At 45.9% G+C, this 14,055-nt stretch carries 13 protein-coding genes; 3 read left to right on the top strand and 10 right to left on the bottom strand.

Annotated elements, in window-relative coordinates:
* Positions 1 to 32 precede the first annotated feature (32 nt).
* Positions 33 to 1,820, top strand: coding sequence for a cytochrome-c peroxidase (locus tag G395_RS28380; protein ID WP_035360211.1), 1,788 nt, complete (start codon positions 33 to 35; stop codon positions 1,818 to 1,820).
* On the opposite strand, the gene G395_RS0101880 is transcribed toward G395_RS28380, so the two are convergent.
* Positions 1,821 to 3,317: an ATP-binding cassette domain-containing protein gene (locus G395_RS0101880; protein ID WP_026628507.1), complete on the bottom strand. Its 1,497-nt coding sequence runs from the start codon at positions 3,315 to 3,317 to the stop codon at positions 1,821 to 1,823.
* A 190-nt stretch (positions 3,318 to 3,507) separates the two neighbouring features.
* Between G395_RS0101880 and G395_RS0101875 the strand changes: the two genes are divergently transcribed.
* Positions 3,508 to 4,149, top strand: coding sequence for a hypothetical protein (locus G395_RS0101875; protein ID WP_026628506.1), 642 nt, complete (start codon positions 3,508 to 3,510; stop codon positions 4,147 to 4,149).
* A 59-nt stretch (positions 4,150 to 4,208) separates the two neighbouring features.
* Here G395_RS0101875 and G395_RS0101870 read toward each other — a convergent pair whose 3' ends face one another.
* From G395_RS0101870 to pyrF, 4 genes are all read right to left on the bottom strand, one after another.
* Positions 4,209 to 4,760 (bottom strand): type 1 glutamine amidotransferase domain-containing protein, encoded by a 552-nt coding sequence (locus G395_RS0101870; RefSeq protein WP_026628505.1) that lies wholly within the window; start codon positions 4,758 to 4,760, stop codon positions 4,209 to 4,211.
* A gap of 214 nt (positions 4,761 to 4,974) precedes the next feature.
* The gene (clpB, locus tag G395_RS0101860) at positions 4,975 to 7,578 is read right to left on the bottom strand and encodes an ATP-dependent chaperone ClpB (protein ID WP_026628504.1); all 2,604 of its coding nucleotides are present in this window, start codon (positions 7,576 to 7,578) and stop codon (positions 4,975 to 4,977) included.
* Between the two features lie 117 nt (positions 7,579 to 7,695).
* A complete protein-coding gene (lysA, locus tag G395_RS0101855; protein ID WP_026628503.1) occupies positions 7,696 to 8,925 on the bottom strand; it encodes a diaminopimelate decarboxylase in 1,230 nt (409 codons plus the stop codon).
* A gap of 51 nt (positions 8,926 to 8,976) precedes the next feature.
* Positions 8,977 to 9,804, bottom strand: a complete 828-nt coding sequence (gene pyrF / locus G395_RS0101850; RefSeq protein ID WP_026628502.1) for an orotidine-5'-phosphate decarboxylase — start codon at positions 9,802 to 9,804, stop codon at positions 8,977 to 8,979.
* A gap of 103 nt (positions 9,805 to 9,907) precedes the next feature.
* Between pyrF and rfbC the strand changes: the two genes are divergently transcribed.
* A complete protein-coding gene (gene rfbC, locus G395_RS0101845) occupies positions 9,908 to 10,453 on the top strand; it encodes a dTDP-4-dehydrorhamnose 3,5-epimerase (protein WP_026628501.1) in 546 nt (181 codons plus the stop codon).
* Between the two features lie 2 nt (positions 10,454 to 10,455).
* Here the strand turns inward: rfbC and G395_RS0101840 are convergent, their stop codons facing one another.
* The 5 genes from G395_RS0101840 to G395_RS0101820 form a co-directional block, all read right to left on the bottom strand.
* Positions 10,456 to 11,136 (bottom strand): type 1 glutamine amidotransferase domain-containing protein, encoded by a 681-nt coding sequence (locus G395_RS0101840; RefSeq protein WP_026628500.1) that lies wholly within the window; start codon positions 11,134 to 11,136, stop codon positions 10,456 to 10,458.
* Positions 11,137 to 11,253: 117 nt separating this feature from the next.
* Positions 11,254 to 11,913, bottom strand: a complete 660-nt coding sequence (locus G395_RS0101835; RefSeq protein ID WP_026628499.1) for a response regulator transcription factor — start codon at positions 11,911 to 11,913, stop codon at positions 11,254 to 11,256.
* A 5-nt stretch (positions 11,914 to 11,918) separates the two neighbouring features.
* Positions 11,919 to 12,782: a sensor histidine kinase gene (locus tag G395_RS0101830; protein ID WP_026628498.1), complete on the bottom strand. Its 864-nt coding sequence runs from the start codon at positions 12,780 to 12,782 to the stop codon at positions 11,919 to 11,921.
* On the bottom strand, positions 12,769 to 13,314 hold the full coding sequence (locus G395_RS0101825; RefSeq protein WP_229203911.1) for a hypothetical protein: 546 nt from the start codon (positions 13,312 to 13,314) through the stop codon (positions 12,769 to 12,771). The genes G395_RS0101830 and G395_RS0101825 overlap by 14 nt, the downstream gene beginning before the upstream one ends.
* Positions 13,315 to 13,489: 175 nt before the next feature.
* Complete coding sequence (locus G395_RS0101820) at positions 13,490 to 13,903, bottom strand: hypothetical protein (RefSeq protein WP_026628496.1); 414 nt, start codon at positions 13,901 to 13,903, stop codon at positions 13,490 to 13,492.
* Positions 13,904 to 14,055 lie beyond the last annotated feature (152 nt).

Below are 14,055 nucleotides of genomic sequence, written 5' to 3'. Positions count from 1 at the left end.
CGGAGGGCCTTCTATCTTATTTTACATTCACCATGAAAAAATTTGTCCTGGCCATTTGTGCAGGCATCGCCGTTTTCACATTCCAGTTATGCAAGCCGGAACAGAAGCCGCATGAAATTGTATATCAACATTTTGTCACTGACCTGGACTCGCTGATTTCAATGAATGATGCATTTCTGGAAAAAGTGAAGGCAAAACCGGGGCAAAAAGCATTGCAAAACGACTTTCTCAAAATCCGTCTTCAATACAAAAAAACAGAGGCTTTTGCCGAATATTTTTTTCCTACCACGGTCAGAATGATCAATGGTGCGCCGCTGGATGAGATTGAGGATGAGGAGAATGCAGTTTTCGAGCCGGGTGGCTTGCAGGTGATTGAAGAGCTGATTTATACGGATGAACCTGTGGATCAGGAAGAACTGGTGCGACATTCGCGCAAGATGCAGGTCAATGTGAAACGGATTAAAATGCTTTGGAAAGACATTGTGATCACGGATTCGCATGTTCTGGATGCATTAAGGCTGGAAATGTTCCGCCTGATCAGTCTGGGGATTTCCGGATTCGACACGCCGGCTTCGGGCAATGCACTGGCGGAGAGCGAAGTTGTTTTAAAATCATTTCAACATTATACACAACCTTACAAAAGCAAATTGCCCGAGTTTTCGGTACTGGATAAGCATGTTGAAGAGGCCATTGCTTTTTTGAAAAAGGGTAAAAATTTCAATGCATTCGATCGCGCTGCATTCATTACCGACCACATTAATCCGCTTTGTAACGCCTTGCACCAGAATCAGGAATCGGCTGGCATTCCGTTCATGAACGACCGCAAGCTTTTGAGCGGTAAGGCGGCTACAATTTTTGATAAGAATGCATTCAACCCCGAGGCATTGCAGTCGGACACCAGGTTCAGCGCTACGTCGGACCGGGTTGCATTGGGAAAAACATTGTTTTACGACAGCCGGATTTCGGGCGACGGCAAAACAAACTGCGGCTCCTGCCATCAGCCGGGAAAGGCTTACGCCGATGGGTTGAAAACGAGTAAAGGCTTTGATAATAAGTTTGTTAGCCGCAATGCGCCGAGCATTATGTATGCATCATTGCAGCAGGCATTGTTTTACGATCTGCGCGCTCCTTCGCTGGAAGATCAGGCGGCGGATGTGATCCATAATAAGCTTGAAATGCACGGTTCAATGGAAGATGTAGCCAAATTGGTGGCGACTGACGAACATTATAAACGCGATTTTAAGAAAGCTTATCCGGATCTGGAAGTAGTCAAACCGGTTCATATTCAGAATGCAATGGCGGCTTTTGTGCGTTCATTAAATCCGTTCAATTCGCCTTTTGATAAATACATGCGGGGCGATAAAAAGGCGCTTACGAATGATCAGGTGGCGGGTTTCAATGTTTTTATGGGCAAAGCAAAATGCGGGACTTGCCATTTTGTGCCACTATTCAATGGAACCGTTCCGCCCGATTTTCAGCGCACAGAATCCGAGGTTTTGGGCGTGACGACGGATGCGAAATGGAAAAATGCGAAGCTGGACAATGATCCGGGCAGGGGTGTGCATGACCAGTTTCCGCAGTGGAAAAATGCATTTAAAACCAGCACCGTGAGAAATATCGCCAAAACGGCTCCCTATATGCACAACGGCGCTTTCACAACATTGCAGGAAGTGATGGAGTTTTACAACGAAGGCGGCGGGGCAGGATTGGGGCTCGATGTTCCCAACCAGACACTGGCGGCCGATAAATTGAACCTGACGCAGCCCGAAATTGCAAGTGTTATCTCCTTCATGGAAGCTCTTACCGACGATGCGGAATGATCATTCCATAACTTTTCCTTTTTCGAGCCGCAATGTTTTTGTAACGCAGCTCGGGATTTCGTTGGGATAATGTGAAACGTAAATCAATGTCCGCTCCGGCGTGTCGCAAATCGCATCAACAACGGCTTTGAAATACTCAATCGCATCCGCGTCCAGACCCTGGCAAGGCTCGTCCAGGATCAGTAAAGGCGGATTTTTGACCAGAGCCCGCGCTAGCAGAACCATACGCTGCTGTCCTTTGGAAAGTTCTGAAAACTTTTTCTCAATCAAATGATCCACATGCAAAAGGGCCGCCACTTCATGCACACGTTCGATTTGCTGTTCGGTTAATTTTTTGAAAAATACGCCTGTCGCATCGAAAAAACCGGAAGCTATGGTTTTGAAAACGCTTGTTTCTCTCGGAAAATAAAGGTGCAATTCTGGGGAAACGTGCCCGATCTTCTGCTTAATGTCCCAGATCGAAGCGCCAACGCCTCCTCTTTTTTGATCAAACAAATCATAATCATTGGCAAAACGCTGAGGGTTATCGGCGGTGATAATGCTGAGCAATGTTGATTTTCCCGAGCCATTAGGACCGGAAAGCGCCCATTTTTCACCTTTTGCGATTTTCCAATTTACCTGATCCAGGATAAGCTGATCGTGATAGCGAACGTGAATGTTTCGCATATCAATTGCGTAGTTGAAGTTAATGTGCTGTGGCAGACCGAAATGAGCCAGCTTTTCAGGGTCCGGCTTTGGGTTGTGAATGTGCGTTGCGGAAGCTGTTTGGTAATCTCTTATCTCGCGTTGGGCTGTAATTTGGCCTTCGTTTAGTTCCAGCACGTGCGTAATGCAAGGCGGAATCTCTGTGGCTGTGGTTGCCATAATGATCGTCACGCCGGATTGCGCCAGTTCCGTCAGCGCATTGCGCAGCACTTCCCTCGAATGCACATCGAGGCCGCTGAATGCATTGTCGAGGATCAGAATTTCAGGTCTTTTTAATAATGATTTGGCCAAAAGCATTCTTCTTGTTTCTCCATTTGACAATGTAACAAACGGGTGATCAAGCAAATGCGTTATAGATAGGAGCGACGCAACATTGTTGAGTTCCTCATCACTGACCGTGGCTGGCGCCAGCTGCACCGAGCTTTCATTCACAGTTCCAACGGGTTTCAACTGGTCTGTCAGGATCGCCCGCACCGAAGGCGCGCGCTCGCTTTCGTAGGCATGAAAGCGCTGCTGATAATATTCCGCCCCGGCACTTACAATGCGGTTGAACGAGTAATCATTGGAAATAAGCTCAATCGCCTGCCGCAATGGCGCTTTCAACTCATAACTGATTTTTCCCTTAGAAACAGGCCACTTACCCGCAATAACATCCAGCAGAATCGTCTTCCCCGAACCATTAGGCCCGATAACCGCCCAATGCGTTCCCGGTTCTACGTTCCAGGCAATATCAGATAAAACAGTGGTATTGTATTTGCGGGCAGAAACGCCCAAAAGAGAAACAAGTGCCATGTAAACGCCAAAATCAATGAGCGGGCAAAGATAGGGGCAATGATTGTTTAGAAAAAGATACAATCGTAAGATCACGCAGGTAACCTATAAACCGTTTGCTGGTTCTTGCCTGCCGAAGGCTAACTGTATACGTAGCAATAAATGGGAAAGCTATACTATTGGCTATCGCTTAAATCCTATTATCAATCAAATGCAGGAACAATTTACATCTAAGCCTGGCTTACAAAGTCTAAAAGCATTGGCAAAATTGGGCGGCCTCGCAGGCATGTTGTCGATCACCTCCTATCTGACGATCGCATTCACCTCTTTGCCGGATCCCATCGTGTTTTTCCTGGCTATGGCCTTTCCCATCTTAGGGATCGTTTTTCTGTTTGCGCTGATGGAATATATCCACTTTTACAATCCTTCTTATGCGAATAGACTTGGATTTGTGTTTGGCAGCCTGGCGTTTACAATCTGTGCTGCTTTCCTCTCGGCTCAGCTCGCAGTGCAAGTCGGGGTTCACATTGAAAATACTCAGGTAGCCACCCAGGAAGCCAGATTTGTGAAAGAATCCATTCGGCTGATTGACATGGGGATGGATGTTGCCTGGGATATGTTCATCGGCACTTATCTTGTCTTATTACTGATCTCATCGCGCAGGCTGAAAGAGCTGCGGTTTTGGGGGTGTGCACTCGGGATGTTGGGAATCGCACTTATGATCCTGAACACGATCACTTTTCCAAATCCGCCCGCTGATAGCGGTTTGTTTGATTTGGGGCCATTTATCGCCGTAGGGTTGTTTGCATTGGCCGGGCAAACATTCAGGCTTGGCTTGCTTCGCGAAAAATAAAAATCCGGATTCGCTTTATTTAGGCCAATCCGGAGTGCAGTAAGTCGATCTTAAACTTCTTATTGATAAACTTCGAGATTAAGTTGTTTAGTTAACGCACTTACAAAAGCGGACATGTCGTCTGATGTACGGCTGGTGATCAGTCCGTTATCGGTTACGACTTCTTGATCTACCCATCTTGCGCCTGCATTTTCCAGGTCTTGCCGGATGGACCCGTAGGAAGTAATAATGCGTCCTAAAATTACATCGGCATCGATCAGGATCTGCGGCCCATGACCAATGGCAGCAACTGGCTTGCCCAATGCAAAGAAAGACTTCACAAATTCAACAGCCCGGCTGTTCATTCGGAGCGCATTCATTCCCAAGACACCGCCTGGCAATAACAATGCGTCATAGTAATCGGCACGCGCCAGCGTAAGCGGCACATTCACATCGTGTTTTTCACCCCAGTCAAGATGACTCCATCCCCTGACATTGTTTTTATTAGGGGAAATAAGATGAGTGGTTGCTCCTTTTTGATTTAGGACTTTTCTGGGGCAGGTCATTTCTACCTGCTCAAATCCATCCGCCACCAGAATGGCAACTTTGATAGAATTTAATGACTGTTCCACGGGATTTATGAGGAATTAAAGGGTTAGATTATTTGATTATTAAATTGTACAAAAATTATGCCATAATTGAAATTCCGCTTGCTTTTCAAATTGCACAGGGAAATGTTGTTCCCGTTCAACAGGTGTGGTGCAAAGCGCGAAAAGTGTGATCCCAGTACAAAAACAAAACGAGCGGCAGTCATGCCGCTCGTTTAAATATCAATTTTCCAAGATTTTAGATCTCTACATTGCCGACATTTTCAAAGATCAGATCGCCTTTGGAATTAAGCTCCATCATGATCACAGAATCCTTAGCAACCTGTCCGCTCAATATTCCTTTGGACAGCTCATTCAGGATGCGGCGCTGCATCACCCGTTTCAACGGACGTGCGCCAAATGCCGGATCAAATCCATCCTCGCCCAGTTTTGAAAGCGCTTCGTCTGTCGCATCCAGCGTAATTCCCTGGTCTTGCAGCATCTTTTGAATGCCTTTGAACTGGATATCAACGATCTTACGAATGTTTTTCAAAGTAAGCGGTTCAAAAAGAACGATCTCATCGATCCGGTTCAGGAACTCAGGTCTTACCGAAGCTTTCAATAAGTCCAAAACGGCTTGTTTCGCTTCTTCCACAACCAATGTATGGTTCCAGCCTTCGTCTTCGGCAAATTTTTCCTGGATAATGTGGCTGCCTATGTTCGAAGTCATGATAATGATCGTGTTCTTGAAATTGGCAACACGGCCTTTGTTATCTGTTAAGCGGCCTTCATCCAAAACCTGCAAAAGAATGTTCCAGACATCCGGATGACCTTTTTCAATTTCATCCAGCAGGATCACACTGTAAGGTTTGCGACGAACAGCTTCGGTCAATTGTCCGCCTTCGTCATAACCCACATATCCCGGAGGCGCACCCACCAGTCTGCTTACCGAATGACGTTCCTGATATTCACTCATATCGATCCGGACCACGGCATTTTCGTCATTGAACAGATATTCTGCGAGTGTTTTAGCCAATTCAGTTTTACCCACACCAGTCGGACCCAGGAAGAGGAAGCTTCCGATCGGGCGTTTTGCATCCTGCAAACCGGCCCGGCTCCGTCTTACTGCATCCGCAACCACTTCAATCGCTTCTTCCTGCCCCGCAACGCGGTTATGCAGATGACTTTCCAGTTGCAATAATTTTTCGCGGTCGCTTTGGAGCATTTTGCTCACTGGAATGCCCGTCCATTTTGCAACTACTTCCGCAATGTCCTCCGGCGTAATTTCTTCCTGCATTAAGCTTTCAGCATGCTCGGATTGCTGTAATTCGGTCAGTTTGCTTTGCACTTCCGGAATCCGGCCGTAACGGATCTCCGCAACTTTTCCAAAATCACCCGCGCGTTCGGCTTGTTCGGCTTCGAGGCGCAGCTGCTCACTTTGTTCTTTTAATGTACGGACTTCATTAACCTTGCCTTTTTCATTCTCCCATTGTGCTTTCAATGTATTGCGTTCCTCACTCAGGTCCGCAATCTCTTTGTTGAGCACTGTTTCTTTGTCCTTATTATGTTCACGACGAATTGCTTCGCGCTCGATTTCAAGCTGCATAATGCGGCGGTTCAGTTCGTCGAGCTCCTCGGGAACACTGTCCATTTCGAGGCGTAGTTTGGAAGCTGCTTCGTCCATTAAGTCAATGGCCTTGTCGGGCAGGAAACGATCGCTGATATAGCGATTGGAAAGCTCGACGGCTGCAATCACCGCGTCATCCTGGATCCTTACCCCGTGGTGCAGCTCATACTTTTCTTTGATACCACGCAAAATGCTGATCGCATCAGGAATATTGGGTTCATCGACCATTACAGCCTGGAAACGACGTTCCAGCGCCTTGTCTTTCTCCATGTATTTTTGATATTCTTTCAATGTGGTTGCACCGATTGCATGCAATTCACCACGGGCCAGGGCTGGTTTCAGCAGGTTCGCCGCATCCATAGCGCTTTCTCCGCCGCCGCCAGCTCCGATCAATGTGTGGATCTCGTCAATGAAAAGAACGATCTCGCCTTCCGAGTCGGTCACTTCCTTGATAACCGCTTTCAGCCTTTCTTCAAATTCACCTTTGTATTTTGCCCCTGCGATCAAAAGTCCCATATCGAGGGATACAATGATCTTCGATTTCAGGTTTTCGGGCACGTCGCCCTGCACGATCCTTTGCGCAAGTCCTTCGACGATTGCCGTTTTACCAACCCCAGGTTCACCTAATAAAATCGGATTGTTTTTTGTTCTCCGACTTAAAATCTGCAAAACCCGCCGAATTTCCTCGTCCCTGCCTATTACCGGGTCAATTTTACCGGCTTTGGCCAATTCATTTAAATTTTTGCTGTATCGTTCCAGTGAGCGATATTTAGCTTCTGCATTTTGATCTTTCACAGGATTATTTTTACCTCTAAGTTCTTTGATTGCGTCAATAAGTTCTTTTTCCTTAAAACCGACTTCCTTCATGAGCGTCGCTGTGGAATCTTTTCCAGCCAGGATGCCGAGAATGAGCAGTTCAATGCTTATAAATTCGTCGTTAAATTCTTTTAGATAATTTTGCGCTTTGCCACTTGCAGCCGCCATATCATTGCCCAGATAAGGCTGGCCGCCGCTTACGCGCGGGTAACCTTCCAAAATCTTTTCCAGCCGATTATTCAAGATATCCGGGCTGATATTGAGCTTATTAAGTAAGAATAGCGAAGTGTTGGGGTCTTCTTCCAGAATGGATTTCAGGACGTGACCCGTTTCGATGGCCTGTTGCTGGTTGCCCTGGGCCATCTGCGCAGCGTGTTGTATAATCTCCTGCGCCTTTATGGTATATTGGTTGAAGTTCATGGAGATATTGCTTTGTTTACAATTCTCCATGAAAAATCATATGCCCGATCAGAAAGCCTGAAATTTTGGCATTAAAAAAATGAAAATAGGGGATATCAGGACAAAATGTCTACTGAATTACAAATCCATCTGCGTTTTTAGCAGGTCTTCCATCGTCTCACGCCTTCTCACCAAGCGCGCTTCGGCCTGATCAATCAGCACTTCTGCGGGGCGGACACGTGCATTATAATTCGAGCTCATTGTTAACCCGTAAGCGCCTGCATTGAGGAACGCTAGAAGATCTCCGGCTTTCACTTCCGGCAATGTTCGATCGGTGGCGAATGTATCTGTTTCGCAAATGTAACCTACCACATTATAGGTTTTAGGCTCGCCGGAAGGGTTGGAAACATTCAAAATGTGATGGTAAGAGCCATACATCATTGGGCGGATCAGATGATTTAATCCTGAATTTACATGGACGAAGTTTCTTGCCGGATCCTCTTTCACAACCGTCGCATTCACCAGCAAATAGCCGGATTCACTCACCAGAAATTTGCCTGGTTCAAACCAAAGCTGCAATTCTCGTCCGTATTCACTGCAGAACTTTTTAAACCGCTCGGAAATTTTTCTTCCCAGCAGATCCATATCGGTAATCTCGTCACCTGGTAAGTAGGAAACCTTAAAGCCACCGCCCAAGTCTATGATTTCAAGGTCAGGGAAATGTTTGGCTGTTTCAAAAAGTATATCCGCCACTTTCAGGAACGGTTCTGCATCCTTAATGTCTGAGCCGGTATGCTGGTGCAGGCCAATGATTTTAATGTCGTATTTCTTTACAACTTCAAGAATTTGATCCAGAAGCAAAACGGAGATCCCGAATTTAGAATCGGCGTGTGCGGTCATGATCTTGATATTCCCGCCAGCGGCAACATTGGGTTTAATCCGGATCAGGCACGGCCTGGTGTTTCCATAAGTTTGTCCAAACCATTCCAGCAACGGAATGCTGTCCACATTCACGATCGCACCCGCATCAACAGCCGCACGCACTTCTTCAAAAGAAACGCCGCTGGGTGTAAACGTGATCTGATTCGCAGTATAACCCGCCATAACGCCCATTTCCAGCTCTCCCGGAGACACCACATCCAATTCCACGCCGATTTCGCGCATCAGTCGCAGGATCGATAAATTCGTGTTCGCTTTACAGGCATATTTAATTTTCATATTAATGCCTGCAAATGCGTTTTGTAGCTCCTGTGTTTTGCGGCGGATCGTTGCGCCGTCGTACACGTAAAGCGGACTGCCGAATTTTTCAATTAAATGTTCAGGATCAATGCCTTGTATGGTATATGCGTTGGAATCGGAAAGTTGCATCAGCAGTTGCGGTGGATTGTTTGGAGAGATTAAGGGTAAAATTTGGGTGGTTTATTTGCAGTATTTGTCAAGATAAATGGCCATTTCCTGCTGTAAAAGCTGCGCTTCCTGTTTTGCTTTTTGAGCAAAATCGACATCATTACCAGCGTAAATAATGCTGCGGGAAGCGTTCACCAGCAAGCCGCAATGTGCGTTCATGCCAAATCTGGATAGTTCTTCAAGATTTCCTCCCTGCGCGCCCACACCCGGGACAAGCAGAAAATGATCTGGAATGATCGTTCTGATTTTCTCAAATTCAGCAGCTTGCGTGGCGCCAACGACATACATTATGCGATCTGCGCCGGCCCAGGTTTGCGAAGTTTTGAGGACTTGTTCGTATAAAGGCGCGCCGTTGGCCTCCAAACGCTGAAAGTCCCCGCTACCCGGATTGGACGTCAATGCGAGCAGGATCACCCATTTGTTTTCAAATTCCAGAAACGGGATCACCGAGTCACTTCCCATGTAAGGCGCGACCGTTACTGCGTCAAATTCAAGGCCCGAAGCAGAGGGATCGAAAAACGTTCTGGCGTAAAGTCCGGATGTGTTTCCAATGTCCCCACGTTTGGCATCCGCGATGGTAAAGTGGCTTTTTGGAATGTATTCGATTGTTTTCTGCAAACTTTCCCAACCTTTTGAGCCGGATGCTTCGTAGAAGGCAATGTTCGGCTTATAGGATACACAAAAATCCGCGGTGGCGTCGATGATCTGTTTGTTAAACTCAAAAACAGGGTCAGCCGCTTGACGCAGATGGGCAGGGATTTTCCTGATATCCGTGTCGAGCCCTATGCATAGATAGGATTTTTTCTGGGAAATTTGTTCAAACAGCGCTTCGTAGGTCATGATTTTGGAAATAATGCGCCGAAATTACAACCTCTATCAATAGATTCATAAATTTGTCCCAAGATTAAGACTTACCATTACCAACCAACAGAAATAATATTGTATGCAGATTCGCGAAACTTCCATTGCCGGATTAGTCGAACTTACCCCACGTGTTTTTCATGATGATCGTGGAATGTTTTTTGAATCTTATAATGAGCAGATATTTAAGCAATTAGGTTTGCCTACCAACTTTGTTCAGGATAATCAGTCATTTTCGAAAAAAGGCGTGGTAAGGGGGCTTCACTTCCAAAAAGCACCTTTCGCGCAGGGAAAGCTGGTTCGCGTCATTTCTGGGAAGGTTTTGGACGTTGCCGTGGATATTCGCCCGGAATCTCCCACTTTTGGCAAGCATGAAATTTTCGAGTTAAGCAGTGAAAAAAACAACATTGCTTACGTTCCCGAAGGTTTTGCGCATGGTTTTGTTGCACTCGAAGATTCGATTTTCTCCTACAAATGCACAAACATCTACAATAAGGAATCCGAGTCAGGTATTTTGTGGAATGATGAGGACCTGGCGATCAACTGGGGGGTTGAAGACGCAAACGTGTCTGATAAGGATGCGATCTTGCCGACTTTCCGCTCGCTGTTTGGAGATTTTAAATTCTGATATTATTTTTCAAAAAGCTCTTCCAGTGCTTTGGAGGCCACTTTCTTAGCCGAATTTGGATTCTGGCCGGTAATCAGTCGTTCATCCATTTCAATGAATTCCATAAAAGGGATCATTGATTTGGTGTAATGTGCGCCGCGCTCTTTCAGCTTGTCTTCCAGATAAAACGGCACTTCGCTCACAAAGCTCATTAAGGCTTCTTCCACGTTGGAGAAGCCGGTTACATATTTGTCCTGGATCAGCCAGGAGCCGTCGGATAGTTTCACGTTCAAAAGACCGCAAACGCCGTGGCAGACTGCGGAAACCATTCCGTTGCGTTCGTAAACGTCCCTGACGATGTTCTGCAAGTCTGTATTTTCGGCCAGATCCCACATGGCGCCGTGCCCGCCTGCAAAATAAACCAGACGATAATCGGCTGCATGAATTTGTGCAGGAGAAAGTGAATTGTCTAGTTTCGCCCGGAACGCAGCATCTTCCCAGTATTTGGCATTGCATTCGTCTTTCAATTCCAGGCTGCGTTCGTCAATCGGAATTTTCCCTCCCAGCGGGCTGACAATGTCCATGAGAACCCTGCGTTTGGCCATAACATCATAGAAATAAGTCAGTTCACTAAGCCACAAGCCGGTTTTACCGGTTTTGGTAGGGAATGTTTCATGATTCGTGCAAACAATGAGGACTTTCATAAGCGCTTACAGAGTTACTGGCTGAAAGATAAATAAATCACAGGAGTTTCCCAGCTGAAAACGAGAATGACACGCATTTGGGTGCATGTCATTCCTTAAATCGCGATATGAAATATTCTAGTTCAATAATTGGTTTTTGTATGCAAAAGCAACCGCAGCTGCTGTGCTCTTCGTGCCGGTCTTTTCCAGGACCCGCAGCCGGTGACCTTCCACGGTGCGTACGCTGATGAAAAGCTTATCACCAATTTCGGAAGTGGAAAAGCCGTCGCATATCAATTGCAGCACTTCTTTTTCTCTTGACGAAAGCGCAACATTGCAAGCGTTGGGGAAGAAGGGATGTTTATTGACCTGCCTGGTCACCATTTTCCTGTGCATGGCTTTGGAGACGAAGTCGTTGTAATAAAATCCTTCTTCATCTACCCGGCGAATGGCTTTTTCCACTTCATCCGGGCTAGTATCTTTTAATAAATAGCCCTGAACACCTTTTTCGAGCATGTGAATGACGAAACGGTCTTCATTATACATGGACACCACGATCACCTTAATGTTGGGAAATTTTTCAAAAGCGGCCTCAGTGGCTTGAATGCCATCCATAATCGGCATTTGCAGATCCATAAAAACGATATCAGGCGTGTTGGCAGGCAAGCGGTCGAGTAATTCCTGGCCGTTAGCCGCTTCAAGTACAAATTCGAAATCGGGAATGCCGCTCAGCATGGAGATAAACCCCTTTCTGAACAGTTCATGGTCGTCGGCAATTCCGAGTTTTAAGGTTTTCATATCAATTAGATGTTCACGCGCTCGCGCCGGAATGGATGCAAAGGTTCCGGTTTGCTGTCTGCAACCGGCATCATAGGGATCTGTGCAAATGCACTCGCGCCGCCTTTTTCGGGTTTTTCATATTGGACTGTTCCGTTAACAATGGCCAACCGGCTTTCAATTCCCAACAGGCCCAGCCCGGCCAGATTATTTTCTTTGATCTTCTCGGGGTCAAATCCGACTCCGTTGTCTGTCACTTTCAGGCCGATCATCTGATCATTGATTTCCAGGCGGATATCTATTTTTGAACAACTGGCATGCTTGATCGCGTTGTTGACCAGTTCCTGCATAATACGGTAAAGCGTAAGTTCCAGTTTCTGGCCCTGCCGCGGGAAGTCGTCGGTGTTGGCCTGGAAGGTGATGGCGAGGTTGTTATCTTCTTCTAATTTATGAATAAATTCTTCTATTGCCTCCATTAAACCAAACCGTTCCAATGTTGTAGGCACCAGATCGCGCGTAATCCTGCGCACATGCAGAATGGTTTCTTCAACCAGCGACTGCGATTTCTTCATGATCTGGTCTTCTTTCTCATTTCCGCTGCTGGCCACCAGTTTACTGAGCTGATTGAGGCTTAACTTGGTGAGAGACAGCATTGTTCCAATGTCGTCGTGTAAATCCTGGGCAATGCGGCGGCGCTCCGTTTCTTCTGAATTGAGCGCGGTGTCCAGTAAAAGTCGGTTGTAGTTTTTTTCAATGTCGCTGATCTTCTTTTCCTCCTCAAATCGTCTTTTTTGATAATACATAACGAAAGAGATCATGCAGAACGCCATGGTCAGCATTGCCAGTGAGGCAATGAGTAACGCCCATTTTAACTCTTCACTGTTTTGCATAATCTTCCGCCGAAAAATGATAAATACCAACGCTGAAGCACAATGCACACACGATCTCGAAAATAGTTGGAATGGTTTCAGTTAAGCCCATGTCCACTGAATGATTCCAGGTGGCGGTATAATGTAAGACAGGCGCAATAAATATAAAACTTGAATAATATAATAGTAAACCTGAGCACACCCAGAAAAATGGAAAGGTCAGCAGATTCGGAATGCGCAGGGACTTTATTAGCTCGTAGAAATATAATAAGATCAATGTTATGATTAATACCCCTTCCATGGTTTTCGCAAGTAATACTGCCCGATGGTTGTGCAGATCACTTATCACTGGATTCGAATTAAAAACATCCCATGTTGTGAAAGCCAGAAAACCAACCATTGAGCCAAGAATCGCTTTCTTTAGTACGAGCGAACTGAATTTAAAATAGAACATTCCACCCAGGAAAGCGTAATTAGCAGGGATAGCTAAATTGTAAAATAAGATATTGTTTTCGTGGTTAGCAGCCGAATGAAACATCGTTATGTCAATCATCAATTTGACTGTCAAGTATGCCGACAGCAATCGGAAGGTAGGGTCAATGTATGCTTGTCTAAGAATGATTAAGATTAGCGGTAATAGTGTTATGAATACTGCTATGCATGAGACCGGATTTCTGAAACAATACGAAATGTAAATTTCAAACATATAGTGTGTTAATTATCACTGCCTAACATTGATGCGGGCAAAGCGGTCCGCCTGTCATGGCTTCTTTCCGAGCGGGCATGTCCTTCATTCCTCCCAGCCGGGCAGTTTTGGTAAGGTCATTGCCATCAGCGTCGACAGGTATGAGCACTAGTCTTGCAGTTGGTCTTTTCATGCCTCTGCTAAGTGCTGATTTCTCGCCGATCACATGTCCTTCTTCCTCCGTAATGCCGTAATAAACGCGAAATCCTACGCAAGTTTCTCCGTGAATGCTCATCAATTCGTTGAATTTATGTATTCCGAAAAACTCCGCTTTTACATAATTCTCGCCGCGAAGCGTAATTTCCTGTTCTCTTTTCTGGAAAGGTTCAGTAATCTTTAATGCTTGTTCCGCTGAGATTAGCTGTCCTTCTTTACCCGTAAATTTCCGTGGATCCATAAACGTTTGAGAGAATTTTAAAATTTCTTGATATACGTAAATGTAACCCCCACCCGCATTACCACCAAGCAGAACGGATTGTATTGAGTTAACGGTTTTGGGGTATTGGCTTGACTATCAATATCTTTGAAAATACGCCTCCGGGAAAAACA

This window comes from Dyadobacter alkalitolerans DSM 23607 (genome assembly GCF_000428845.1).
Lineage (GTDB): Bacteria > Bacteroidota > Bacteroidia > Cytophagales > Spirosomataceae > Dyadobacter > Dyadobacter alkalitolerans.
The sequence above is the reverse complement of the archived record's forward strand: the minus strand, read 5'-3'. Positions and strand labels throughout refer to the sequence as shown.